Raw genomic sequence first — 24,616 nt, forward strand, 5'->3', positions numbered from 1 at the left:
CGCCCGAGATCGCGGCCTTGCTCTCAAGCGGCAACATTGAGCGCGCCCTCGACTTGTTCGGCAGCGGACGATCTCAAGGCCCAACCTTCGAGAACGTCGCGTTCTCGTGCATCGGCTACCTCATAGCGTTGCAGCAATAGGTCGAAAAGACCCATCTGGCGTCGGCAGAAATCGCTCGTAGGGCGATGTCCGACCATATCGCCTTGCCGGGCGAAGTGGTCTATGGGGTCTGCGCCGCAGAGCGGGACATAAGCACAATCGCTGCATGTAGGCAGCGCCTCGGCGACACCGGCGGAAATTAGTTGCTTCATCGCAGGCGACTTCAACCATTGCTCGACCGTTTGATCGACACGCCCAAGCGAGAAGCGCGCGTCACCCATCGCCGCCAGCATGCGTGCTTCGTCCGAAGGATAGATCTGACCGTCGTAGTCATAGATGACCGCGCCGAATCCGGCGCCGGTGGGTGAGCGCAGATCCACATAGCCATGGGCGAATGGTCCCAGCAACTGCGACAGCAGCAAGCTTGCGTAAGTCTCTTCCATTCGGAAGCCGCTTCGATTGACCTCGACGAGGTGATCCAAGGCCTTGGCATAAAAGTCCAGAAAAGCGTCTGTCGTATAGCCGCTGCGGTGGTGCGTCTTGGCGGCAAAGCCGTAAGGACTCAGCGGGCGCAACGAAATCGAATGGAAACCAAGCTTGCGGTATTCGTCGATGATGGCGGCAGGGACCTCCAGGCTCCGCTTGGTCAAGGTTGTGAGGGCCGATACCGCATCGTCCCCAAGGGCCATGCGGCCGCGGTCGATGCCTTCGAGGGTTCTGCGATAGCTGTCGCGCTCAGGGCGCGGCCGGTTGGCGTTGTGCAGCCACTCGGGGCCATCCAGGGAGGTGGAGAGCTTGAACCTATGCTCCTTGAAGAAGCTGAGCTGGCTGTCGGTCAGGTCGTGGAGCGTAGAAGCCAGAACAAACCGCAGAGAGCGTTTCTCCGTGTTATTGCGTACCAGTATCCGCTCCGTAATCGCTCTGACCTGGTCGAAGTGAAGCAGCGGCTCGCCCCCTTGAAACTCGACGGTGAGTTCAGGGGTCGGCCACTCAAAGAGACGCTCCACTGCCAAGGCCGAGGTATTGGCATCCATGTCGAAGGCGGTTGCCGAAGATTGCTGTCGAGAGACTTGGCAGTAGCTGCAGGTATGGTGACAGCGAAGCGACACCACGAAGATGTGGAGTGCGGGACCACCTAGCAGATAGGACTTGCGCGTGCGGTATTGGCTCATCAGCGGCGCGAGCGAACTTCTGCTCTGGTCGAGGACCAGTAAGTGGCGCGCTTGCAGGTCGGCAAGCAACGGGTCGTCGACGGCAAGGTCGTGTCCAACGAAGCGCTCAAAAGCTGTACGCTGCATCATCAGCCAGTCGCCTGCGAGCGACGAGACGAAAACCCGGTCCTGATCCCACGGCAGTCGTCGGAAGCGAAGAGGCAGGAGATGATAGGTGTTGGCCTTACCTATGAATGCTTGGGGAGGCCGGAACTTCATGTGGTCGAGGTCGCCCCGCGAGGCGATGCTTCTCGGAGCGCGGCCTGGATGAGATCCCGATGGATGTCAGCAGTCTCGACGCGCACCGATTCGCGAAGTCTCTCGTCGAGCGCATCGTTGAGGAAGCGTGATTTGAGGTCGGCGGGTATCTGCACGCCGTCATGCGGCGTCAGTACGACCCCGATTCCAATGTTGCTGCTCAGCAACTCGACGCTGAAAAAATGCGTATAGCGGTGGGCCGCCCGCGCAACGACTTCGTCGCTGAACAATCGCCGTTCGAGCATGATCTTGAAGCCCTGCATCGTTCCGCGTCCCCTCGCAGCCCCCTGCGCAATGGGACTTTGCGCCAAAGTTAGACGGCTTACATCTCTTAAATCAGCAAAAATTCTACTCTCGTAGACAATTCTCGGTTCTTGGAATCTTTAGCAGGGCCAGGCTTGCGGCCGGGCGCCGTTGCTCAGGACTGCGTGGCGATCGCGAACTCGTCGAGCTGGCGTTGCGACATGCTGCTGGTGTTGAGGATCACCACCGTCGCGCCCGCCGCGGTCCACCTGTCAAACCCGCTTCATCCGCGCCGTCTACGCTGGTCGGTCAGTGAGCGCATGCTCGTCGCCGGTTTCTCCACATGGTCGAACACAGCCGTCGCCGTTTCCTCGCCAGCGCATCCCTGGCCCTCGGCGCCGGGGCGGTGATGCCGCTGCTGCCCGGTGCCATCCGCAGCGCGTTGGCGGTGCCGCCGGCGCGCGTCACCGGCACCTTGCAGGACGTGCAGCACATGGTGATCCTGATGCAGGAGAACCGCTCGTTCGACCACTACTTCGGCTGCCTGCGCGGCGTGCGCGGCTTCGGTGATCCAAGACCACTACAGCTACCCAGCGGACGTCCGGTCTGGTATCAGCCGGAGGTGGGCGCCAGCGATCGCTACGTGCTGCCGTTCCGCCTCAACGGCCAGACCAGCAGCGCGCAGTGGATGCAGGGACTCAACCACGACTGGAAGGGCTCGCACGAGACCTGGAAGCACCACGACGCCTGGATCGCGCAGAAGACGGCGCTGACCATGGGCCACTTCCAGCGCGAGGACGTGCCGTTCTACTACGCGCTAGCCGACGCCTTCACCATCTGCGACGGCTACCACGCCTCGCTGTTCGGTCCGACCAATCCCAACCGCATGTACATGTTCACCGGCACCAGTGGCTTGAGCGTAGGCAACGATGGCGAGCAGGCGGTGAACAACCGCGACGACGGCAACTGGACCGCCGACATGGCGCGCGACAACCCGGCGTTTCCCGGCTACACCTGGACCACTTATTCCGAACGCCTGCAGCAGGCCGGGGTGAGCTGGCAGGTGTACCAGGAGTTCGACAACTACGGCGACAACAGCCATCCGTATTTCGCCAATTTCCGCAACCTGGATCGCAACTCGCCCCTGTACCGGCGCGGCCGCGCGATCGTGGCGGGTTCCACCGCCGACAACGCCAAGGCCTCGCGCGGCGAGCACCTGGTCGCTGCGTTCGAACGCGACGTGCGCAGCGGCAACTTGCCGCAGGTGTCGTGGATCGTGGCGCCGTACTTGCTCAGCGAACATCCCGAGGCGACTCCGGCCTATGGCGAGTCGCTGAGCGCGCGCTTGCTGGAGGTGTTGGCGGCCTCGCCGGCGGTGTGGTCGAAGACCGTGTTCCTGATCAACTACGACGAGAACGACGGCTTCTTCGATCACGTGCCGCCGGCGCTGCCGGCGACCGATCCGGCCATCGGCGCCAGCAACGTCGATCTGCGCGGCGAGGACTACCACGGCGTGCCGGTAGGACTCGGGCCTCGCGTGCCGATGCTGGTGGTGTCGCCATGGAGCCGCGGCGGCTGGGTCGATTCGCAGGTGTTCGACCACACCTCGGTGCTCCGTTTCCTGGAGCGCCGCTTCGGCGTCGCCGAACCCAACATCAGCCCATGGCGCCGTGCGATCGCCGGCGATCTGACCTCGACGCTGGATTTCGCCGGGCACGACGATGCCCGCGTCGCCTTGCCGGACACCCGCGATTTCATCGCCCGGGTCGACGCGACCGCGGCCTTGCCGGCGCCGCAGCGGCCTGCGCAGCAGGCCATGCCGGCGCAAGAGCCGGGCCAGCGCCCGGCGCGCGCGCTGCCCTACGATTTCGATGTGCGCCTGCAGGCGGGGCCGCAGGGGCCGACGTTGCGGATGCTCAACCGCAGCACCGTCGGCGTCGCGCTGAACGCCTATGCCGATGGCGGCAGCGCCGGCCCATGGTTCTACACGCTGGCGGCGGGCAGCGAACTAAGTGATGCGCGCGATTGGCGCGGTACGGCCGCCGCTGCCGGCTACGCGTTGCGGGTGCATGGACCCAATGGGTTCCTGCGCGAGTTCCACGGCGACGGCACGACCGATACGGGACTGCAGGCCGATGCCGACTACGACGCCGCCAGTCAATCGCTGCTGCTGGACCTGCGTAATGCCGGCGCACAGGCGTGCCGGCTGCGGATCCGCGACGGCTATCGCGGCGGGGCGGAGCAGGCGCTCGACCTTGCGGCCGGCGCACGCCAGGTGCTGCGCGTTCCTTTGGCGGCACAGCACCATTGGTACGACCTGGAGATCGTGAGCGAGACGATGCCGCAGTGGCGGCGGCGCCTGGCTGGGCATATCGAGACCGGGCGCCCGAGCATGAGCGATCCGGCGATCGGCCGCGCTGTTGCCGGGTAGCTGTCGATCCGGTCTAGACCGCGGCGTTCGGGCCGTGTGTCGCGGCTGAAGCCGCTCCTACAAGAGCCCGGACCCGCGCGCTTTTGTAGGAGCGGCTTCAGCCGCGACCGATGTCCCTGTCAACGCGACGTCCATCAGCACCGCGCGCCATCAAAAACGCCGCCGAATGGCGGCTTCATCCATGCGGCGATACACCGCTTGAACGCAAGCGCCGCCGCTGCTTCCGCAACGGCGGCGCGATCGCCTTCCCTGGCGAGGCGTCAGCTCAGAACTTGCCGCTGAAGGTGACGAAGAACTGCCGCGGCGCGCCGGCCATCAGCGTCTGGTTGTAACCGTCCGGATCGGAGACGACGTAGCCGTTGGTGCCGACGGTGGCGAAATAGCGCTTGTCGAACAGGTTGGTGACATTGGCGCTCAGACCCAGGTTCTGGAACATGCCGACTTCGCCGAAGTCGTAGCCCGCGCTCAGGTCGAAGCGCCAGTAGCTCGGCACCGACGAATCGTTGAGGTAGCTGATGTAGCGGCGGCCGGTGTACTTGCCATCCAGCGCGGCGTGCCAGCCGGCGTTCTCGTAGGCCAGGCTGCTGGAGAACATCCACTCCGGGATGCCGACCACGCGCTTGCCCGAAGTGGCCACCACGCCGCCGTTGAGGTAGTCGTCCTGATAGGTGGAGTCGTCGTAGGACAGCGAGTTGAGCCAGCGCAGCTGCGCGATCGGGCGCCACATCACCGCCAGGTCGGCGCCCTGGCTGCGCACCGAGCCGACATTGTTGAGCGTGGCCGAGCAGGTCTGGATCGCGCTGCACGGCGAGGTCACCAGCAAGCGGTCGTCGAACATGGTGTGGTACAACGCCAGCGATGCCTCGATGCCGTCGCCGCGCACCCGATAGCCCAGCTCGTAGGTCTGCGCCGTTTCCGGCTCAAGCGAGTTCTTGATCGCGTTGAACGCCGCCTGCGATTCCTGGAACGGGGTGAAGCCGAAGCCAGCCATGTTCTTGTTGTAGGACGCGTAGATTTCCTGGTGCTCGTCGAGCTTGTAGTTCACGCCCACCTGCGGCAGCAGATCCGAATCGGCCTTGATCTCGCCGGCCGCGTTGGAGGTGGTAGGCACCAGCGACTGCGCGGTGGTATCCACCTGCAGTTTCTTGGCGCCGAAGTTCACGGTCAGGCGATCGTCGAGCAGGCGCAGCGTGTCCTGCGCATAGAACATGCGCGTGTCGGTGTCGTAGTGCTGGTCGAACTGGCGCGCGAACAGGGTGCCGGACTTGTTGAAGTAGTACAGGTCGGTGAACGGGCCATCGAGCAGGAAGTAGTTGCGCTCCTGCACAGTCTTGGCGTTCTGGTACCAGCCGCCGATCTCGATCTCGTTGCCGGCGACGGTGAAGTTCAGCGACGCGGTGACGCCATGCCGGTTGAGCCGATAGTCGGTGGTGCGCATCGACAGCGGCACCGTGGCCGAGGACGCCACGTACGGCGTGGTCCACTGCCCTTCGCCGTTGTTGTCGTGGTAGTAGCCGGTCAGGTTCAGCGTGGCGTTGCCGCCTAGGTTGAACGCGCCGCTGAGCGCGGCCAGATTGTCGCGGCGCAGGCCGGCGCCGGAGTAGTAGGACGCGTCGGCCTTGTCGTAGTCGGCGGGCAGGGCATTCAAGGACGCCGGATAGCTGCCGTTGCCGTTGAGCGCATTGGCGATCTGCACCGCGCTGTTCCAGTCCGGCATCAGGTAGTCCCAATCCCAGCCCAGCGCTTTCTGCGAGGCCAGCGACAGGTCCATGATGTCGTATTCCTTGCGCTTGGAGCTGTCCAGGAACAGGCTGACCCGGTTGCCGTCGCCCCACTGGTACAGCGCCTTGAGGTTGGCCTGGTTGTATTCGTTGTTGCCGTAGCCCTTCCACTTGTCCGCCTCGCCGTGCACCAGCGAGGTGTACATCGAGAAACCATTGATATCGCCGGTATCGCCGCGCAGGTAAGTGCGGCGGGTGGAGTCGGAACCGAAGGTCTGGCTGAAGCGGATGCCCGGAGCGGCGTCCGGATCGTCGGAGTAGTAGCGCACGGTGCCGCCGAGGTTGCTGCTCGAAGCGGTGCCCAGCGCGCCGGCGCCCTGTGCCAGCTCAACGGAGCCGACGTTCTCGGAAATGATCGCGCGGGTCACCTGCAGGCCGTCGGTGACGCCGTAGCTCATGTTGCCCAGCGGCACGCCGTCCAGGGTGAAGCCGAGGCGGCTCTGGTCGAAGCCGTGCAGGCTGATCGCGGTCGACCACTCGTAGGCGCCCCACGCATCGGCCGACTGGAACTGCACGCCCGGCAGCTTGTCCAGGACCTTCAGCGCGCTGGTGCCGGGCGCGGCGATACCGATGTCCTCGCGGGTGATCCGCTGCACCTGGCGGGTGGTGCCGGTGGACACCACGGTGATCGCGTCGAGCATCGTCGCGTCGCCACTGCTGGCGGTCGCCGTGGCATCGGCACCGGCGTCGGCCGGTGCGGTCTCGGCCAGCGCGGCGAAGGCCGGCAGCGCGGATGCGACGGCGAGCACCAGCGCATGCAGGCGCAGGGATCTGGGGGTGGGGGTCATCGAAATTCACCAATAATGGGAGGAGGCGTTGGGGCCCGGCGTGCGATGCGTGACAGTCACCACACGGCCTTGCGGCCCGCTCGCCACCATGCAACGGTTTTGTGAACGTTTCGGGGCGGTTCCGTGTCGTCTCTGGGACAGCCTGTCTGCAGATGCGCGTGGCCCACCTCGGCGTGCCGGAGCCGATCGTGCGCAGGCACCGCGTTCGCGCATGCGATCGGGTGACGCCACCGATCCCGCAGCGCCGACGGCGCAACGTATGATGCCGGGCCAGCCACCGCCGCCGCGCCTCGATGAAGCTCGCCATCCTGTCCCGCAACACCAAGCTGTATTCGACGCGGCGCCTGGTCGAGGCCGGCCGCGAGCGCGGGCATACGGTGCGCGTGCTCGACCCGCTGCGCTGTTACATGCGCATCGCTGCCGGCGCCTTCACCATGCATTACAAAGGCAAGCCGATCACCGGCTACGACGCGGTGATCCCGCGCATCGGCAATTCCGTCACCCGCTACGGCACCGCGGTGCTGCGCCAGCTGGAGATGATGGGCGTGCGCACGCCCAACCCGTCCGACGCGATCCTGCGCGCCCGCGACAAGCTGCGCGCGCACCAGTTGCTGGCGGCCAAGGGCATCGACATGCCGATGACCGTGTTCGGCGACAACCCGGACGACACCGGCGATCTGCTGTCGATGCTGGGTCCGCCGCCGCATGTGGTGAAGTTGAACGAGGGCACCCAGGGCACCGGCGTGATCCTCACCGAGAAGACCAGCGCGTCGCGCGGCGTGGTCGAGGCGCTGCGCGGCCTGTACGCCAATTTCCTGGTGCAGGAGTTCATCGGCGAGGCCGAGGGGGCCGACCTGCGCTGCTTCGTGGTCGGCAACCAGGTGGTCGCGGCCATGCGCCGGCAGGCGCCGGAAGGGGACTTCCGCTCCAACCTGCACCTGGGCGGCAGTGCGCAGGTGGCGACCGCCAGCCGCAGCGAACAGGAGGTCGCGGTGCGCTCGGCCAAGGCCCTGGGCCTGGGCGTGGCCGGGGTCGATCTGATCCGCTCGCGGCGTGGCCCGCTGGTGCTGGAAGTCAACTCCACCCCGGGCCTGGAAGGCATCGAAGCGGTCTGCGGGCTGGATATCGCCGGCAAGGTCATCGACTACCTCGAAGCCAGTCTGATTCGAAAGAAATCAGTGGGTTAGGGCGCTATTTGCCCCTCCATTCTGGCTTAACGTCGGTTTAATTCCCGCCTGCGTATGCTTCGTCGGACCGCAGCTCTGCCCTCCTCAGCAGGAACGGTAATCGGGATATATCTTTCGGCCCAAGCGGCCTTGCCGCTTGGGCCTTTTTGTTTGCGAAACCGGGCGCGCTCGGCGCGGCGCCGAGCGCGCCAGGCGCGCAGCTTGCGGCCCCGTTCGCGAGGCGGCTACATTGTGATTCACACCACCAATCGCGTAGGGGACAGGGATGAAAAAGCTGATCGGTCTGATGTTGGGGATGGCGCTTGCATACAGCGCGGCGGCAGCACCGAAAGGTGAGGCGCCCATGAACGTGAAGAAATCGTTCGCACAGCAACTCAGTACAATTCGCCAGCAGTTGGACGACGGCAAGACCTACTCCGAACTCAGCGCAGAAAATCGCAGCAAGGTGGAAGCCGCGTTGTCGCGCATGGCGACGGTGCTCAATTCCCATCCCGACGTCGATACGCTGCGCGAGGAAGACAAGGTCGTGCTGTTCAACGACCAGGAAACGGTCAACACGCTGCTGTCCAAGGCGTCGGCGGACAGCCGGTTGATCTGCAGGCGCGAAGCGGTCATCGGATCGCTGCGCACCACGACGCAATGCAAGACCGTGGCGGAACGCCGCCGCGACAACGAGGATGCGCAGGAATTGATGCGGCGCAATCCAACTGGCAAGTACGACTGACGGGGTAAATGTTGGTGCGAATTCTAGTGATCGAAGACAACAGCGATATCGCTGCCAACCTGGGCGACTACCTCGAAGACCGCGGGCACACGGTGGATTTCGCCGCCGATGGCGTCACCGGCCTGCATCTGGCGGTGGTGCACGAATTCGATGCCATCGTGCTCGACCTCAACCTGCCGGGCATGGACGGCATCGAAGTGTGCCGCAAGCTGCGCAACGAAGCGCGCAAGCAGACGCCGGTGCTGATGCTCACTGCCCGCGATTCGCTGGACAACAAGCTGGCAGGCTTCGATTCCGGCGCCGACGACTACCTGATCAAGCCGTTCGCGCTGCAGGAAGTGGAAGTGCGGCTCAACGCGCTGTCGCGCCGCGGCAAGGGCGTGCACACCCGCGTGCTGGAGACCGGCGACCTGGAGTACAACCTGGACACGCTGGAAGTGCGGCGTCAGGGCAAACTGTTGCAGCTCAACCCGACCGCGCTGAAGATCCTGCAGGCGCTGATGGAAGCATCGCCCGCGGTGGTGACCCGGCAGGAGCTGGAAACCCGCGTGTGGGGCGAAGAGCTGCCGGATTCGGACTCGTTGCGCGTGCATATCCACGGCCTGCGCGCGGTGGTCGACAAGCCGTTCGAGGTGCCGATGATCCAGACCCGCCACGGCATCGGCTACCGCATCGCCGCGCCCGATGCCTGAAGCTGGAGAGTTGCCGCGGGCGGTGCGGCGGCGCGGACGCTACCGCCGCCGCCTGCGCAGCCGCATCATCCTGTCCTTCGTGCTGTTGGGCTTCGGCCTGACCGCACTGTTCGCGTTCGCCACCAACTGGGCGCGGGCGCGGGTGGAAAATCAGCTCGTCGAAGTGGTGTTGAACCGCAACATCGACGAGTACTCGCACCGGTATTTTTCCGAACCTTCCAAGAATCCCGATCTGCCCGTGCAGCAGATGGTCGGGCGGGTGGTCAAGAGCGACCGCTTCGAGGCGCTCAAGCGCGAGCAGCCGGAGTGGTACAACTTCACCGACGGCATCCACACCGTCTCCGGGCGCGACGAATCGGGCAAACCGTTCTCGTATAAGGTCGCGGTGCGCAAGACCCCGGACGTCTGGTTCTTCCTTGCCTATGACATGACCCAGACCATCCAGGGCGAGGTGCAGCTCAACCGCACCCTGATCCTGTCGGTGCTGGTGTTCAGTGCGCTGTCGCTGGTGATCGGCTGGTGGTCGGCGTCGCGGGTGATGCGCCCGGTCTCCGATCTGGCTGCGCGGCTGCGCGCCTACCGCGGCAGCAGCGATCCCAAGCCGCTGGCGCCGCATTTTCCCGACGACGAAGTCGGCCAGCTGGCCGAGGCCTTGGACGACTATTCGGCCCGGCTCACCGAAGTGGTGCAGCGCGACCGCGAGTTCAACGCCGACGTCAGCCACGAGCTGCGCACGCCGCTGGCGGTGATCCGCGGCGCCACCGAACTGCTGCTGACCCGCCCCAATCTCGACGACAAGGTGCTGCAGCGCCTGCAGCGCATCCAGCGCGCCGAACAGCAGTGCAGCGACCTGATCGGCTCGCTGTTGCTGCTGTCGCGCAACGAGCGCGGGCAGGGCAACAGCAACGTGGCCAAGGTCGCCGAGCAATTGATCGAATCGCACCGCGCGCAGCTGGGCGGCAAGCCGCTGCAACTGGTGCTGGAAGGCGAGCGCAACCTGACCATCGACGCGCCGGAGGCGGCGCTGTCGGTGGCGCTGGGCAACCTGATCGGCAACGCGGTCAAGTACACCCAGGAAGGCCAGGTGGTGGTGCGGGTGCTGAGCGATGCGGTGCAGGTGATCGACTCCGGCCCCGGCCTCAGCGCCGAAGACGCCGCCAAACTGTTCCAGCGCGGCTACCGCGGCACCCACGCCGGGCACTCGCAGGGCGGCGGCATCGGCCTGTCGATCGTCAGCCGCCTGTGCGATCTGTACGGCTGGCAGGTCAACGTGCGCCCGGGCGCGACCAAGGGCGTGGTGGCGACGCTGTGGTTCCGGCCGGCGGCCGGCTGAGATAGCGCCCGGCGAGATTGCCGAACGCATTCGGATTATTGCAGCTGTAGGAGCGGCTTCAGCCGCGACAGACATTTCTGGGAGCGCCTGTCGCGGCTGAAGCCGCTCCTACAAAAGCGCGCGGTCGTATCGCGTCTAGCCGATCTTCGCCGCTGCCAATGCACGGTACTGGCGATCCAGCGCATCCACCGCGTCCTGCAACCGCGCGGCATCGCCATCGTTCACCACCACATCGTCGGCGATCGCCAGTCGCGTCGCGCGCGTGGCCTGCGCGGCGATCATCCGCTGCGCCAGCTCGGCGGTGATGCCGTCGCGCTGCATCAGGCGCGCATGCTGCAGCGCTTCGGGCGCATCGACCACCACGATCCGGTCCAGCCACGGATACGCGGCGCGCGCGCCGACTTCGGTCAACAGCGGAATCGCCGCCACGGCATAGGGGCTGGCGGCCTCGCGGCACGCCTGCTGCATCAGCGTACGAATCGCCGGGTGCGTGATCGCCTCCAGATCGCGGCGCGCCACTGGATCTTCGAAGATGCGCTGACGCAACGCGGCGCGATCGAGGCTGCCATCCTCGCGCAGGATCTGCGTACCGAAACGGGCCACGATCTGCGCCAGTGCTGGGTGCCCTGACGCGACCACTGCGCGGGCCGCCACGTCGGCATCGGCCACGACGATGTCCTTGGCCTCGAAGCGGCGGCTCAACTCGCTCTTGCCGGAGGCGACGCCGCCAGTGAGGCCGACGATGAAATCGCTCAAGGCGCGGCTCCGCTCAGCGCAGCCCGGACCAGCGCATGTAGGTGTCGATGATTTCCGTGCCCCAGAAGAACACGATCCAGCCGGCGATGGCCAGATAGGGGCCGAACGGAATGGGCGTGGCCCGGTCGCGGCCCTTGGCCGCCAGCCAGATCGAGCCGAGCACCGCGCCGACCAGCGAGGAGATCAGGATCGTCGGCAGGATCCCCTTCAACCCGCACCAGGCGCCGATGGCCGCGAGCAGCTTGAAGTCGCCATGGCCCATGCCTTCCTTGCCGGTGATCTGCTTGAACAGCCACCACACCGACCACAGCGACACATAGCCGACCGCCGCACCGAGCAGCGCGGGCTTGGCCGGCATGTACAGATTGTCCATGCTGCCGACCAGGCCCAGCCACATCAGCGGCAAGGTCAGCTGGTCGGGCAACAGGCGAGTGCGCAGGTCGATCCCCGACATCGCGACCAGGAAGCAACTGAACACGATCGCGCCGAACCCCTGCCAACCGAAGCCGAAGCGCCAGACGCTGGCGACCACCAGCAGGCTGGTCAACATCTCCACCAGCGGGTACTGGATGGAGATCGGCGCATGGCAGTGCCGGCATTTGCCACGCAGCGCCAGCCAGCTGAACAGCGGGATGTTCTCGTACCAGGACAGCTTGTGCTTGCAGTGCGGGCAGTGGGACGGCTCGACCACGATCCCGGGCGGCGGTGGATCATAGATGTCCGGCAGCTCCAGGATCTCGCGCGAATCGCGCTTCCACTGCCAGTCCATGCGCTTGGGCAGGCGCAGGATCACCACGTTGAGGAAACTGCCTACCAGCAAGCCCAGCCCAGCCGCGGCGGGAAAGCCGAGGCCGGGGTGTTGATCGAGAAATGCCATTAATGCTTATCCAACGACGGAGGCCAGCTTGAAGATGGGCAGGTACATGCCGACGACCATGCCGCCGACAATGGTGCCGATGAAGACCATAATCATGGGCTCTAGCAAGCTACTCAAGGCATCGACCGCGTTGTTTACTTCCTGCTCAAAATACTCGGCGACCTTGAACAGCATCGCATCCAGCGCGCCCGCCTCTTCGCCGATGGCAGTCATCTGGATGACCATGTGCGGGAACAGGTTGGTCTGCTTCATCGCCACATTGACCGGATAGCCCACTGACACGTCGTCGCGCATGCGTAGCACGGCCTTCTCATAAACGCTGTTGCCGGTGGCGCCAGCGACGATGTCCAGTGCCTCCACCAGCGGGACACCGGCACGGAAGGTTACGCCCAGCGTCCGCGAAAAACGCGCGATAGAGCTGTTGTGCATGATGGCGCCAATAACGGGCACCTTCAGTATCAGCCGGTCCATGCCGTGTTGCATGGAAGGCGAGCGCTTGTAGGCGAAAATGAAGCCCACGATGCTTCCCAGCAAGACGATCAAAAGCAACAGCCAGTACGACACCATGAAGCGCGACGCCGCGACGATCATCTGCGTAAAGGCTGGCAGCTCGGCGCCGAAACCCTTGAAGACATCCTCGAACTGTGGGACGACCCAGACGAGCAGGATAGAGCTGACCAGCAGTGCTACCGCCATAACGGCCGCCGGATAGAACAGGGCCTTTTTGATCTTCCCTTTCAGCGCTTCGATGTTTTCCTTGTAGGTGGCGACAGTTTCGAGCACGGTTTCGAGTACGCCGGCCCCTTCGCCAGCTTTGACCAGATTGCGATACAGCTCGTCGAACTGCACGGGGTGCTTGCTGATGGCCTCATAGAGGGAAGAGCCGCCCTCGATGTCCGCGCGGATCTGCTCCACCATCTTCTTCATGCGCGGGTTTTTATGCCCGCTGGAAATGATTTCCAGCGACCCGACGATGGGGACGCCCGACTTCATCATGGTCGCCATCTGGCGGCTGAAGAAGGCTATGTCCTTCGATGAGATCTTGTTGCCGGCGGAGCCGAACAGCGGCTTGGGCTTGGGCTTGACCACCGACGGTGTGATGCCCTGGCGGCGTAGCTCGGCCCGCAGCAGGTTGGCATTCTTGGCGGTCTGCTCGCCCTTCATCTTCACGCCGCGTTTGTCCGTGCCCTCCCAGACGAACGACACCTGTTGACTGGTGTTGCGTGTGACGGGCTCTTTTGTGACTGCGCTACGAGTTGCGGACATCAGCTGGGCTCCCCGTCCGACCATCCCCAGGCGGACATACCCAGCATGGTATCGGTTTCCGAGGCATCTGGCATCCGCGGGGCCTTGGCAGCGGGCGGACCCCGGTTGGCGAAGCGGCAGGTCCCGTCATGTGACGTTTTGCGTCACTATCTGACCTTATATGGCAGATGGGAGATCCCATCGCAAATCCCAGCTTTGCCTGCGTCGCATGGCATGCAATAGGGCATGATGCGCCCCGGGGAGACGTCGGATGCGCGCGAGTAAGTTGGCACGCAGTCTGCTTGTATTACCCTCACGTGGCGCTTCGCCGCGCGGCGCTCAGTGTTGCCAACCACAATCTCTAGGGGATTCACATGAAGAAGCAGCAGGGCTTTACCCTGATCGAACTGATGATCGTGGTCGCGATCATCGCTATTTTGGCGGCCATCGCGCTGCCGGCTTACCAGAACTACGTCGCCAAGTCCCAGGTCACCGCGGGCCTCGCCGACATCCGTGGCGCCGTTACCGCGTACGAGGAAGGCATCCAGTCGGGTAAGTCCGGTACGCCGGCTCTCGCCGACATCGGCCTGAACAGCAGTACGCCGCGTTGCACCATCGCTGCGCCGACCATTGCCTACACGGCTGACGGCGGCCAGGTCATCCAGTGCACCCTGAAGGGCAACCCGAAGGTCGTCGGTAAGTACGTCAGGCTGACCCGTACCTCGTCGGGCCAGTGGAATTGCAGCACCGATGCCGATGCGAAGTTCAAGCCGACCGGTTGCACCTAAGGCTAGGTTGATTGGTAATGTTCATAGGATGAGGGGCGAATATCGCCCCTCATCGTTGTTTGCGGGATAAGTTAGTGCCATAGGGGGCTATATGGGTGCTAACCAGCGTGGCTTTACGTTGATCGAGGTGATGATCGTTGTTGTGATCATTGCTGTTCTGGGCGCACTCGCGCTTCCCATTTATCAGGGATATGTCGCCAGATCGCAGGTCGCGGCGGGGCTTGCCGAGGTCAGCGGTGGCCGAACGATGTTTGAGGCACAGCTCTTGGCCAATAGTGCCGCTACCTTCTCGCTGGCCGACATTGGCTTGCCTACGAGCACCGCGCGTTGTGACTTGAGTGTGGATCCGGATGAGTCGGGAAACATTCGCTGCCGATTGAAGGGCAACTCCGCCGTGGAAGGCAAGACGGTGGAGATCGCGCGCTCCGCATCAGGCGAATGGCGCTGCCGAGTTGACGCATCGATCGGTTCGCGGTATTGGCCGGCTGGCTGCAGCTGACATACTTGCCTTGCATCCGTTGCGGTAATAGTAGAGGGGAATGGCTTGAGTTCGCGCGCTTACTGGGTTGCATCCCTTCGCATTGCTGCCTTGCTGGGATTGGTTGCGTTGGTCTACTGGCCCGGGTTGACAGGGCCGTTTCTGTTCGACGATTTTCCGTCCCTTGTGCAGAATCCAAAGGTCCATGCTGCGGACCTGTCTATTTCTTCTCTACAGCGCGCGGCATTCGGTTTTGATCCGGGTGGCGGAGGGCGGCCATTGGCCATGGCGAGCTTCGCGGTCAATTACGTGCTTGGAGGCATGGACCCTTGGGGGTGGAAGCTGGGTGGGCTTGTGGTCCACCTTCTTAACGCTTGTCTGGTTTATCTGCTGTGTCTTAGCCTGTTCAAGCTGGCTGCCGTCGAGCGTCTTCGGCGCGCTTCGGCTTGGGCGGTGGCGGCGCTTTGGGCCGTGCACCCTCTGCAGGTCTCAAGCGTGCTCTATGTTGTGCAGCGGATGGAAACGCTGTCGCTGACGTTTGTGCTTCTGGCGCTATTGGCTTACCTCCGTGGTCGCACAATGCAGCAACATGGACGCGGTGGTTGGCTCTGGATCGCCTCCTGCGTTCCGCTTGTTGGCCTTTCGCTGGCGTGTAAAGAAACGGCAGCGCTTTTCCCTGTGTATACGCTGGCTCTGGAACTTACCTTGTTGAAGTTCGCCGCGTATCGCACCGGTATTCAACGCTTTTGGCGCTGGGGTTATGGGTCGGGCGTGGCGATAGGGTTTGTGCTGTTTTGCGCTGTGGTGCTGCCGCGCTACGGCTCAGAATCCGTCTATGTGCTGCGGGATTTCACGGCTTGGCAACGGGTGCTGACCCAGTTGCGCGTGCTTCCCATGTACCTCGGCCAAATGCTGCTGCCGTCCCCGCAATGGATGACGTTCTATTATGACGACATCGTTGCATCGCGCTCCTTGCTCGCTCCTATGACCACGTTTTGGGGTGGGTTGGTGTTAATGGCGCTGTTGGGCGCCGCTGTATGGGTACGTCAGCGGATGCCACTGCTCAGCTTGGGCATACTTTGGTTTTTTGCCGCTCACCTGATAACAAGCAATGTCGTGCCGCTGGAGTTGGCGTTCGAGCATAGAAACTACTTTGCGCTTCTGGGCATATTGCTGGCGTTGGCCGACTTGGTGCGACGGATACCGGTAAAGGACGGCCCGGCGATCAAGGTCGTAGGGGTATCCGCTGTAGTGCTGGCGATCGCTGCCTTGGGTTGGGTTCGCTCCGCGACCTGGGGGGATGGCCTGTTGCTTGCGACGGAGCTGGCTTCGATCAATCCGCGGTCGCCGCGGGCTGCGCATGACTTGGGTTCCGTCTATTACCAGATGTCCGGTGGAGCGAAGGATTCGCCGTTCTTCGATTTTGCGCAGCGAGAGTTTGAGCGGGAGGCGAGTCTTCCGAACGCATCGATCCTGGCGGAGCAGTCGCTGATCCTTTTACGGGCGTCGCAGGGCGAGGCGGTGGATCCGATGCTTTGGGGGCGCCTGCAACAGCGTCTGCGTGATAAACCGATTACGCCGCAGACTACTGGGGCACTGTTCGGGTTGCTCGAAAATCGTCAGAAAGGCGTCGAGCTCGACGATAGCGAAATCGATCGCTCGTTTGTATTGCTGTTCGAAAGAGTGCAAATGCCGGCGTACAGTTATGCTCAAGCAGCAAACCACGCCTTGCAATACACCGGCGATGAGGCGTTGGCCCGCCATTGGTTCATGACGTCGGTGGAACGTTCAGTGGATCAGCCTGAGTATGTTTCTGTGCTGGTCCGCGATCTGCGCAAAGGCGGGCACGACGACCTGGCGTCAGCAGTAATCTTGCGGGCCAAGGAGCTGGATATCGAGGGCTACGGCAAGTAGGGCGGCGGGTCGCATGGCGTCCGACGCCCGGCAATCCCGTTTCGAGGCGGGATATGGTGATTGCAGCATCTTTCAGACAGAGCTGGGCCCTTGGGGCATTGAGCCGCTGCCCTGGTTCGCTGTTCGTGCTGCTTTCAGTGCCAGATCTAGTTCGTCTGCACAATTTCGCCACGTCGAAATACTGATCCGTGGAGAGCTCCCCTTTTCCAGTTGTACACGAATGCGCTCTGCAAGCATGTTCGGATCTCCTGCTGTGTACAAGCACTGGGGGTGGGAGGCGAGGATGCCGGCGACATCGCCGAGAGCTGCGGCTACTACCGGGATTTGCATTGCCGACATTTCGTGCAATTTCAACGGGAAGCAATAGCGCCCAAACGCTGAATCTCGATTGCAAATTACTCCCACGTCCAGCGACGCCAATACCTGTGGAACCGCGACTTGCGGCAATCTGCCCAGATCGATGATGCGGGGATGCCGGTAGCGGCCAATTGACCGGTCCGTCGGGCCCGCATGGACAAGCCAAAGATCCTGATCGGTCCGGGCCATCTGGATGAAGGCATCAAACAGGTCGCTGATACCTCTGCTTGCCGTTACGGCACCGGCCGTACCGACCAGGCGCGCGTCGACCGGCAATCCCAGGGCCATTCTTGACGAGCGCTTGTCCAGCGGGTGGAACATTTCGGTGCGTATTCCATTCACTACGACGTGGACGGGACAAGCGGTGCCGTAGTCCGTACGAACATGGTCCGCAAGGGTGCGGCTAACCACAGTCAATGCGCTCGCGCGCCGGCATGCCGACCTGAATGCGCGAGCCAGACCGGGTAGGCGTGAAAGTCTAAAGCTCTTGTAGTTGTCGTAGAGATCGATAACGAAGGGAAGGCTCCGCTGTGTGGCCCACCTGGCGGCGAGCACCGCTTGAAGCATGTCCGAGCTGGCCCACACGATATCCGGGCGCCATCGCAAGGTGACGGCGTCAAGCCACTGCGAATGACGGAGAAGGCCTCCCGGCAGCGCATTGGTGGAATACCACCGCACCCCCGCGTCGTCAGGTCCGGAATCCCGGTCCCCGTGGCGTCGGCGATAGCTGAGCGCGCAGACGCGAACGCTGTGGCCTTGCCTGGTCAGTTCGCGAGGAAGTTCGTACAAACGTCCGAAACGGTCGTCAAGGAGGTCCTTGTCCGAATACTGCCGCTTGCATAGCACTAATATCTTCACTCGGGCCTTTAATTGATCAATGGATGACCCGGCGCACGGTCGTCTGGCGTGCTCTTCCAGTGGGGAAGATTAGCCGCGTCAGGTAGTACATTCCAGAAGCATCGACGTTTGCGCCGCATCTTTCTTTGGGCTCTTGGCGCATATGGCCGCGGGCACTGCAGATCATTTCAGAGTGGGGAGTCGCCAATCAAGTCAGGGCTCGTATGTCCGTGTTTGAGGCGCGAGATTGCGGACTAGGCGGATCTCCTGGATGCTTGTTTAAGGACTAGGAGATTTTTCTGAGCTATCTGTTGCATAGATAAATTTTCTATGACATGCGCACGAGCGCGGTCTCCCATGGCACGCAGCGCAGAGCGGGGCGTGGCAAGGGCGGAGCGTAGTGCGTGTTCAAGCGATTCTGTATCGTCAGGTTCCGCTACCCAGCCACTGGATGGATCTATAAGGCAGTCTACCCCTCCGCAACGTGTGCAAAGAATGGGAAGGCCTGCTTCCATTGCTTCCAAGGCCGCGTTAGACATTCCCTCGTATCTTGAGGGGAGTATGAAAATATCCGACTGCATAAGGCGTTCGCGCAGCTCGTTCGGGCTGAGCGTCCCCATGAAATTCACTTTTTCTTTGAGGTCGTATGCTGCAACTTGCAGTTCGAGTTCTCCGCGAAGGCTGCCGTCGCCATAAAGTGCCAGTTCGAAGCCTGGACTCGTAGCGAGTACTTTGGCAATCAAGGGGATAAGTAGGTCAAGCCCCTTCTGCCTCTCAAATCTTCCTGACCAGACCATGAGGATGGGTTCTTGGTGCAGATCTCGGCGTGAAAAATCTGGGCGGGCGACCACACCATTTGGAATCATGTACCTGATTGGCCGTGTGATGCCAATCTGATCTAGCTCTTGAGGAATAAAGCGATTGATGATGCAGAAGGCCGCAACTTGTCGGTTGATGCAACGAATCAGTACTTTCCAGAAAGGGATACTTCTGAGGAATGCGACATCGCCGTTCCCCTTGGCATTGATTGGACAGACAACAATTGCCGATCGAGGCCACCCGCCAAGACATTTCAGCAGCGAAAGCGTAACCGCTGCGTCGGCCAGCCCCCGGCAATAGATCACGTCGAAGCAGGTGCGCCGCTTCCAAGCAAGCCTGGAAAGCGAGGTGGCGAAGGCTACTGCACGCTGCATTCTCCCATGAAGACTCGCTCCCCTTAGACGGTGTGTCCTAACACGGTGACCACCCAGCTCGATGTATCCGTCGGGAATTCTGGTGCCTGCGACTTCGACCACCGCTCCCGCGTTGAGCCAGCCTTCTACGAGCCGCGCGACTTGGTTTTCCGCGCCTCCAAGGACATACGGTGGCAAGTTGCCTATCACCAGGATCCGCAACGGCTCAGTGTGCATGCAGCCTACTCCAAGTGACATACATCAGTAGAGACCAAAGCGCATAACTGAAGTCGGCACGGCCCGACATGTGCAGTGCTTTGCCGCGCGCAATGGCATCGATATTCAAGATGGAGTGGTGTTTCAATATCTCGTCTGCAAATAGATCTTCCGCCCATTCGCGCAGTGGGCCGCGCAGCCAATTGGCGATGGGAACATCAAATCCGTGTTTGGGCAGGTGTGCGTTGTCCAGGGCCGGTGTCAAGCGCAGCAACGAACGTAGGATCTCCTTGCCCTTGCCTCGCTGTAGAAGGAATCCGTGCGGCAAGGTCCAGGCGAACGCCATGATGCGAGGATCGAGTAGTGGACAGCGGACTTCGAGCGCATGGTGCATGCTCGAACGGTCCACTTTGGTCAGGATGCCATCCGGTAATCGCTTGGCTTGGTCCACCCGGCGCATACGTTCGTCTATCTTCCAAGTCCCCGATTCAAAATGATCAATAGAGACGGGGCTCCTGATGAACGCAGAAGCTCCTGGGTGCGATTGGACGGTATTCAGATACTGATTGCAATTCTCGGCAGCAACGCGTTCGGCCATGCGTAATGCTTTCTCGGTCCATTTGCCTGCAGGCAGCAGGTTTCCCGCGCTACGCAGTGCAAAATCCGTCGCCTTGTGCATGAAGCGAGGTGCGTTTCCTGCGGTCTGCCAATACCTGGTCGCATCAATGTATCGCTGATAGCCAAGAAAGAATTCGTCGCCGCCGTCGCCGGAAAGAACGACTTTGACGCGCTGGCGCGCAAAGGCGTTGACAACCATTGCCGGAAGAGCGGCTACATCCGCAAATGGCTCGTCGTAGACCTTCGCAAGCTCAATCACTTCATTCAGCGCTGCAGATGAAGGGAGAGGAACCTCGCTGTGCCTGCTTCCGATGACGCGCGCGACGTGTGCGGCGCGCGAGCTTTCGTCGAATCCGTCTTCCTCGAAACGGACGGTGAACGTGTGAATCGGCTGACTTGATTGCCTTGCCATGCTGGTAGCTATGAGTGTCGAATCCACCCCGCCAGAAAGAAGTGCGCCAACCTCCACGTCGGCCCGCATGCGGATGCGTACCGACTCATCAATGAGATCCTGTAGTGCATGTCTTGCTTCTTCGTACGACCCTGTCCAAGGCGAAGCGATCCCAGCATCTGCCAATTCAGCAGCCGACCAGTATCGCTCCATACGATCGTGAAGTTGTTGACGGCTCCAGTTGGCTTTGGCATCGCCGATTCGTAGCACCAGCATGCAGCCAGCAGGCAACTTAAAGACGTTTGGATGGATGGTTGCCGGAGCGGCAATGTAGCCACGTGACAACATCTCAGCTAGAGCCGATTCATCGATGTTGTGACACCATCGAGGATGGGTTCTCAGCACGCCGAGTTCAGACCCGAATACGATCGTTTTGTCCACCCAGCCAAAATAGAGCGGCTTCTCTCCAATTCGGTCGCGGACGAGGGTCAACGTGTGTTCAATGCGATCCCATATTGCAATGGCAAACATCCCATTGCACTTATATATTGCCTCGCGAGTCCCCCAGATGGCGATCGCCTGAAGAAGTATTTCGGTATCGGAATGGCCGCGCCATTGCTGTTTGCAATGGCGCTCGATCTCATTACGCAACTCGAGGAAGTTATAGATTTCTCCATTGAAGGCAATAACCCATCGGCCATCGGCGGATACCATGGGCTGTCTGCCTGCATCGCTTAGGTCCACGATGGATAGGCGCGTGTGAGCGAAGCCAACCAAGGTATCCATGTCGCACCATGTGCCATGGCCATCGGGCCCGCGATGCGCTATCGATTCTGCCGCTCTATGCAGGAACGCTTCGGGATCGCCGCCAGGTGGCGGGCCGAGAAAGCCAGCTATCCCGCACATGGTCGTTGCTCCGGGGGTTCTCTTCTTCGAAGTATGTATATCTCACAGGCACTTCCAAGAAAGCGGGCGATGCGCCGCCGTGCTGTCGTCCCAATTGAAGCGCCTGCGAAAGCGCTCCCCGTGTAGAAGAGTCGTGCCGGAGCCGAGGCGATCAACTCGAAGCCGGCCTCGGTAAAGGTTCGCTTCCACCACGTTCTTGAGAAATACCATGTTTCGGTCAAGGTATTTCCTCGTACGCCGTGAGGCTGTGGCCAAAGCATTGTCCACCACGGCCGAGGAGCTGCAATGAGGTCGTCGCATCGACTCGCGCTCGTCCTGCGCTGTCCTCCCAGTGCCAACTCGAATGCACGCTTGACTAGCCAGGGATAATGGCTAACGCTCGACCATGTCCGCCAAGAGGAAGTGGGGAGTATGTGAATGCAGATGCCTTCGGGTTTTAATACTCTCGTTATTTCCGCAAACAGGCCATGCAGATCGGTAATGTGTTCGAGCAAATTCGAGGTGAATATACAGTCGACTGTGTCGTCTAGTAGAGGAATGTTTCTTCCGTCGTACTCGGATACGGGGAAAACGCGATCGCCTGCGTAGGGGCTATTGGGCAGGTCTATTGCGATCACGTCGTATCCGACGCGCTGCAGGCAAAGCGCTTGCTGTCCGGTACCTGCACCGATCTCAAGCACACGGGGCGGTTGCGCGGGCGTCGCGTTCGGTAGCCACGGTCGACAGGCCTCGAATTCGGCCCTTCGCAGGCAATCGATCCAGTGCGCCGGATTCACCTGCTTCCTTTCCCGCGCCATAGCGCCCCCCAGAGCAATGCCGTCAGTATGGCCTCGGCGCACACCAGTGACAGGGCAGCGCCTTCCTCTGAATATTCTGGAATCAAGTTGAACATAAGAGCGGCACAGCCCACGGTACTCGTGAGCTCTGCCGCGATGCGCCAGCGCTTGAGCCCTGCGGCCAGCAACAGATTGCCGGCGAGTACGCGCAAACAGTAAATCGGAACATAAATTCCCAGGATTCTGAGGGTTTCTATCGCACCAAGGAAGTCCCTGCCCAAGACCAAAGGAAGCAAGGGCGCCGCCATTGCAATGACGCTGCCGGCCATTGCCCCATAGCATAGGGTCGTGAGGAACAGAGGCTTCACGATTCTGCTCTCGGTCGGGTTCGCTGCGCGAAACAGGCGCGGAAGCGCCGCCATGAGCAATGTATCGATCGGGAGGGCGAGGAGGCTGGCGAAGCGCTGTCCTGCCGAGTAGTTGCCGGCGACAGTCGCGCCACCGATAGAATACGCGGCCGTCTTGTCGAGCGATGTTTGTGCGAGGCCGCTTGCCCAAAGCGAAGCAAAGCCGCTTGATGCACGGACATCTGCCCATGTGACTCGCGCAATCATGGAACAATTCTGAACGGTGGTTCGGCAATAGAGGGCTACGAGCCCGACGGCCAATGCCGATGCGAGCATATGAAACCAAGCATAGGCAGATACACTCGCGGGAACAATCCCTGACCAGAGTAGCGTCGCTGCGAGGAATCGCGCTCCTGCAAGTGCGACGGGTACTGCTGCGGCAGCTGCAATGCGACCTGTCGCTGCCAGCAAGAACGCATATTGCGCGATCCAAGGAGCGACCGCGATCTCGGCAAGTGCAAGTGGCAAGAGTAACGCGCGCGCATCACTGAAAATCAGACGATTGGCTACCAGCACAAACAGAACCGTCAACAGGATACCGGAGATCCATGTCGCGGCTACTGTCTGCGACCAGCGTTCTGCAAGTTGGGCGGGCGTCCGTGCGCCATCCTGGTAGAGGCGCATTCCGAACCCGAGTCCGCTTAGTCCACCCAGCACGATGGCGATCGCGGCAACTGCAACGTATTCACCATAGCCCTTCACGCCGAGCGAGCGGGCCAGTGTGATGACCCAGGCGAGTTGCAATCCAAGTCGTGTGACGTTCCATGCGAATACTTGGGCCGTTTCTTGAGCGAACGGCGAGTGGCGCGCACGGGCTATCGATCCCCAAATCACATGGTGCCAGTTCACCGCGTTACGCGTCCAGGCGATGTTTCAGGCGGGTTGATGGTGTTTGCAGGCGCAATTGGAGCGGAAATTGCCTTCAAAAGGGTGCCATAGGCCTTTGCACGTTCCTCCCAATCCATCGAGGCTACCTTCATCGGCGAGGGGGTCTCGCCGCCAACGAGTTGAGCCGCGATTGCCGCAGCCAGCGCGTGCGCGTCTGCGGGAGGGACCTTGCGAATCCCCGGGCCTGGCTCAAGTTGACGAGTGGCCGGAATGTCGCTAATGATCACGGGGCAGCCACAGGCCAGCGCTTCGTAGGTCACCAAGCCAAGTCCTTCCTGATCCCCGTTCGAGGCCTCCACGAACGGCGCAGCAAAGACCGCCGCTTGGCGATACAGCATCGGTAACCTGTCATTGGCAACGCTTCCAAGGAAGACGACATTCGCTTCGATGCGCAGTCGTTCTACCTGTTTACGCCGCGCAGACTCCTCTGGGCCAAAGCCGACAACAAGCAATCTTGCATCAGGGCGTTGGGCTGCCAGGATGGCCATTGCATCGATAAGATGCTTCAGGCCCTTCTTCTCCACCAATCTGCCGACGAACAACACGTCAGTGTTGCTTCTATGCGCATCCGCCGACGGGCGGAAGTCATTCAGGTCGATCCCCATTGGCTCGACCTGTACGTCCGCCGGGTTGCAACCTACTCGGATCAAAAGTTCGCGCATTGAGTCGCTGACCACAGTGAGCTTGTCTGCACATCGGATCACCCAGCGCTTCAGCCATTGCCAGGCGGTTCCTCTCAGCGTAAACAGGTCCGCCCCATGCGACGTCATGAGCACGGGAGGGGCATGTAGATGTATCGTGGCCAGGCGCCAGGCCAGGCCTTGCGGAATGATCCAATGCACGTGGACAGCATCGGGTCGGAGACCCACGAGGAGTTTTCGTGTCGCCAAGATCTGGGCAATGAGGAAGCCAGGAACAAGCAAGATGGCCCATTTCTTACGTCGGAGATTGGCCATGATGCCGCCGTCATTGACCAGCACTTCCAGTGCCGTGGGGGCATATCTGTACCGCGTGATGGTCACGCCATCCAGTACTGCGGAAGTGTCGGTCCCTGATGCATGCGGGCAAAGAACGTGTACCTCGAAATCTTTCGCCAAGCGTTTGCTCAACTGGTGAACGAAGGACGGCTCGGGATCGCGCGCGAATCTGGGGTAAGTCGAAGCCAGGACCAATAATCTGGGTTTACGGTGGGCACTGGCCGCGGTATTGGATTCAGGCGCGGTCTCGACTTGGGTATGCATTG

At 61.9% G+C, this 24,616-nt stretch carries 20 protein-coding genes and 1 pseudogene; 8 read left to right on the forward strand and 13 right to left on the reverse strand.

Features of this window, described 5'->3' with window-relative positions; all coding sequences use genetic code 11:
• Positions 1–23: 23 nt before the first annotated feature.
• Together hxsB and AB3X08_RS05600 are read right to left on the reverse strand one after the other, a co-directional pair.
• On the reverse strand, positions 24–1,529 hold the full coding sequence (gene hxsB, locus AB3X08_RS05595) for a His-Xaa-Ser system radical SAM maturase HxsB (RefSeq protein WP_369936814.1): 1,506 nt from the start codon (positions 1,527–1,529) through the stop codon (positions 24–26).
• Positions 1,526–1,831, reverse strand: a complete 306-nt coding sequence (locus AB3X08_RS05600; RefSeq protein WP_369936815.1) for a hypothetical protein — start codon at positions 1,829–1,831, stop codon at positions 1,526–1,528. The genes hxsB and AB3X08_RS05600 overlap by 4 nt, the downstream gene beginning before the upstream one ends.
• A gap of 323 nt (positions 1,832–2,154) precedes the next feature.
• Between AB3X08_RS05600 and AB3X08_RS05605 the strand changes: the two genes are divergently transcribed.
• Positions 2,155–4,242, forward strand: coding sequence for a phosphocholine-specific phospholipase C (locus AB3X08_RS05605; RefSeq protein WP_369936817.1), 2,088 nt, complete (start codon positions 2,155–2,157; stop codon positions 4,240–4,242).
• A gap of 265 nt (positions 4,243–4,507) precedes the next feature.
• On the opposite strand, the gene AB3X08_RS05610 is transcribed toward AB3X08_RS05605, so the two are convergent.
• Positions 4,508–6,811: a TonB-dependent receptor gene (locus tag AB3X08_RS05610; RefSeq protein WP_369936818.1), complete on the reverse strand. Its 2,304-nt coding sequence runs from the start codon at positions 6,809–6,811 to the stop codon at positions 4,508–4,510.
• A 293-nt stretch (positions 6,812–7,104) separates the two neighbouring features.
• Here AB3X08_RS05610 and rimK point away from each other — a divergent pair, with 293 nt between their 5' ends.
• The 4 genes from rimK to AB3X08_RS05630 all read left to right on the forward strand — a co-directional run bounded on the left by rimK (position 7,105) and on the right by AB3X08_RS05630 (position 10,747).
• The gene (gene rimK / locus AB3X08_RS05615) at positions 7,105–7,998 is read left to right on the forward strand and encodes a 30S ribosomal protein S6--L-glutamate ligase (protein ID WP_369936820.1); all 894 of its coding nucleotides are present in this window, start codon (positions 7,105–7,107) and stop codon (positions 7,996–7,998) included.
• A 265-nt stretch (positions 7,999–8,263) separates the two neighbouring features.
• Positions 8,264–8,722 (forward strand): hypothetical protein, encoded by a 459-nt coding sequence (locus AB3X08_RS05620; RefSeq protein ID WP_369936821.1) that lies wholly within the window; start codon positions 8,264–8,266, stop codon positions 8,720–8,722.
• A gap of 14 nt (positions 8,723–8,736) precedes the next feature.
• Complete coding sequence (locus AB3X08_RS05625; protein ID WP_046978044.1) at positions 8,737–9,414, forward strand: response regulator transcription factor; 678 nt, start codon at positions 8,737–8,739, stop codon at positions 9,412–9,414.
• Positions 9,407–10,747 carry a sensor histidine kinase gene (locus tag AB3X08_RS05630; protein WP_369936822.1) on the forward strand — a complete coding sequence of 447 codons (1,341 nt, stop codon included), beginning with the start codon at positions 9,407–9,409 and terminating at the stop codon, positions 10,745–10,747. Before AB3X08_RS05625 ends, AB3X08_RS05630 begins: the two co-directional genes overlap by 8 nt.
• Before the next feature lie 135 nt (positions 10,748–10,882).
• On the opposite strand, the gene coaE is transcribed toward AB3X08_RS05630, so the two are convergent.
• From coaE to AB3X08_RS05645, 3 genes are read right to left on the reverse strand one after another with little or no spacing between them, the layout of a single operon-like run.
• Positions 10,883–11,503, reverse strand: a complete 621-nt coding sequence (gene coaE, locus AB3X08_RS05635; protein WP_369936823.1) for a dephospho-CoA kinase — start codon at positions 11,501–11,503, stop codon at positions 10,883–10,885.
• Between the two features lie 13 nt (positions 11,504–11,516).
• Positions 11,517–12,380, reverse strand: coding sequence for a prepilin peptidase (locus AB3X08_RS05640; RefSeq protein ID WP_369936824.1), 864 nt, complete (start codon positions 12,378–12,380; stop codon positions 11,517–11,519).
• A 6-nt stretch (positions 12,381–12,386) separates the two neighbouring features.
• Positions 12,387–13,646 carry a type II secretion system F family protein gene (locus tag AB3X08_RS05645; RefSeq protein WP_369936826.1) on the reverse strand — a complete coding sequence of 420 codons (1,260 nt, stop codon included), beginning with the start codon at positions 13,644–13,646 and terminating at the stop codon, positions 12,387–12,389.
• 353 nt (positions 13,647–13,999) lie between these two features.
• Here AB3X08_RS05645 and AB3X08_RS05650 point away from each other — a divergent pair, with 353 nt between their 5' ends.
• From AB3X08_RS05650 to AB3X08_RS05660, 3 genes are all read left to right on the forward strand, one after another.
• The gene (locus tag AB3X08_RS05650) at positions 14,000–14,413 is read left to right on the forward strand and encodes a pilin (protein ID WP_369936827.1); all 414 of its coding nucleotides are present in this window, start codon (positions 14,000–14,002) and stop codon (positions 14,411–14,413) included.
• A 91-nt stretch (positions 14,414–14,504) separates the two neighbouring features.
• Positions 14,505–14,912 carry a pilin gene (locus AB3X08_RS05655; protein WP_369936828.1) on the forward strand — a complete coding sequence of 136 codons (408 nt, stop codon included), beginning with the start codon at positions 14,505–14,507 and terminating at the stop codon, positions 14,910–14,912.
• Between the two features lie 45 nt (positions 14,913–14,957).
• Entirely contained in the window at positions 14,958–16,805 is a 1,848-nt protein-coding gene (locus tag AB3X08_RS05660) for a hypothetical protein (RefSeq protein WP_369936829.1), read from the forward strand.
• 72 nt (positions 16,806–16,877) lie between these two features.
• Here AB3X08_RS05660 and AB3X08_RS05665 read toward each other — a convergent pair whose 3' ends face one another.
• The 7 genes and pseudogenes from AB3X08_RS05665 to AB3X08_RS05695 form a co-directional block, all read right to left on the reverse strand.
• A complete protein-coding gene (locus tag AB3X08_RS05665) occupies positions 16,878–17,483 on the reverse strand; it encodes a glycosyltransferase (RefSeq protein ID WP_369938442.1) in 606 nt (201 codons plus the stop codon).
• A 60-nt stretch (positions 17,484–17,543) separates the two neighbouring features.
• Positions 17,544–18,020 (reverse strand): annotated as a pseudogene (locus AB3X08_RS05670) (glycosyltransferase family 4 protein); the annotation flags it as partial.
• Between the two features lie 233 nt (positions 18,021–18,253).
• On the reverse strand, positions 18,254–19,408 hold the full coding sequence (locus AB3X08_RS05675) for a glycosyltransferase family 4 protein (protein ID WP_369936830.1): 1,155 nt from the start codon (positions 19,406–19,408) through the stop codon (positions 18,254–18,256).
• Positions 19,398–21,302 (reverse strand): asparagine synthase (glutamine-hydrolyzing), encoded by a 1,905-nt coding sequence (asnB, locus tag AB3X08_RS05680; RefSeq protein WP_369936831.1) that lies wholly within the window; start codon positions 21,300–21,302, stop codon positions 19,398–19,400. The genes AB3X08_RS05675 and asnB overlap by 11 nt, the downstream gene beginning before the upstream one ends.
• Positions 21,290–22,099, reverse strand: a complete 810-nt coding sequence (locus tag AB3X08_RS05685; protein WP_369936833.1) for a class I SAM-dependent methyltransferase — start codon at positions 22,097–22,099, stop codon at positions 21,290–21,292. Before AB3X08_RS05685 ends, asnB begins: the two co-directional genes overlap by 13 nt.
• On the reverse strand, positions 22,075–23,334 hold the full coding sequence (locus tag AB3X08_RS05690; RefSeq protein WP_369936834.1) for a lipopolysaccharide biosynthesis protein: 1,260 nt from the start codon (positions 23,332–23,334) through the stop codon (positions 22,075–22,077). The genes AB3X08_RS05685 and AB3X08_RS05690 overlap by 25 nt, the downstream gene beginning before the upstream one ends.
• A complete protein-coding gene (locus AB3X08_RS05695) occupies positions 23,331–24,614 on the reverse strand; it encodes a glycosyltransferase family 4 protein (RefSeq protein WP_369936836.1) in 1,284 nt (427 codons plus the stop codon). The genes AB3X08_RS05690 and AB3X08_RS05695 overlap by 4 nt, the downstream gene beginning before the upstream one ends.
• Between the last annotated feature and the right edge of the window lie 2 nt (positions 24,615–24,616).

The organism is Xanthomonas sp. DAR 34887 (genome assembly GCF_041245805.1).
In the GTDB taxonomy this organism is placed as follows: Bacteria; Pseudomonadota; Gammaproteobacteria; order Xanthomonadales; family Xanthomonadaceae; genus Xanthomonas_A; species Xanthomonas_A tesorieronis.

Coding starts and splice junctions, on each gene's coding strand:
- hxsB (WP_369936814.1), bottom strand. CDS start 1,529: ATGAAGTTCCGGCCTCCCCAAGCATTCATAGGTAAGGCCAACACCTAT.
- AB3X08_RS05600 (WP_369936815.1), bottom strand. CDS start 1,831: ATGCAGGGCTTCAAGATCATGCTCGAACGGCGATTGTTCAGCGACGAA.
- AB3X08_RS05605 (WP_369936817.1), top strand. CDS start 2,155: ATGGTCGAACACAGCCGTCGCCGTTTCCTCGCCAGCGCATCCCTGGCC.
- AB3X08_RS05610 (WP_369936818.1), bottom strand. CDS start 6,811: ATGACCCCCACCCCCAGATCCCTGCGCCTGCATGCGCTGGTGCTCGCC.
- rimK (WP_369936820.1), top strand. CDS start 7,105: ATGAAGCTCGCCATCCTGTCCCGCAACACCAAGCTGTATTCGACGCGG.
- AB3X08_RS05620 (WP_369936821.1), top strand. CDS start 8,264: ATGAAAAAGCTGATCGGTCTGATGTTGGGGATGGCGCTTGCATACAGC.
- AB3X08_RS05630 (WP_369936822.1), top strand. CDS start 9,407: ATGCCTGAAGCTGGAGAGTTGCCGCGGGCGGTGCGGCGGCGCGGACGC.
- AB3X08_RS05640 (WP_369936824.1), bottom strand. CDS start 12,380: ATGGCATTTCTCGATCAACACCCCGGCCTCGGCTTTCCCGCCGCGGCT.
- AB3X08_RS05645 (WP_369936826.1), bottom strand. CDS start 13,646: ATGTCCGCAACTCGTAGCGCAGTCACAAAAGAGCCCGTCACACGCAAC.
- AB3X08_RS05650 (WP_369936827.1), top strand. CDS start 14,000: ATGAAGAAGCAGCAGGGCTTTACCCTGATCGAACTGATGATCGTGGTC.
- AB3X08_RS05655 (WP_369936828.1), top strand. CDS start 14,505: ATGGGTGCTAACCAGCGTGGCTTTACGTTGATCGAGGTGATGATCGTT.
- AB3X08_RS05665 (WP_369938442.1), bottom strand. CDS start 17,483: ATGTTCCACCCGCTGGACAAGCGCTCGTCAAGAATGGCCCTGGGATTG.
- AB3X08_RS05675 (WP_369936830.1), bottom strand. CDS start 19,408: ATGCACACTGAGCCGTTGCGGATCCTGGTGATAGGCAACTTGCCACCG.
- asnB (WP_369936831.1), bottom strand. CDS start 21,302: ATGTGCGGGATAGCTGGCTTTCTCGGCCCGCCACCTGGCGGCGATCCC.
- AB3X08_RS05685 (WP_369936833.1), bottom strand. CDS start 22,099: ATGGCGCGGGAAAGGAAGCAGGTGAATCCGGCGCACTGGATCGATTGC.
- AB3X08_RS05695 (WP_369936836.1), bottom strand. CDS start 24,614: ATGCATACCCAAGTCGAGACCGCGCCTGAATCCAATACCGCGGCCAGT.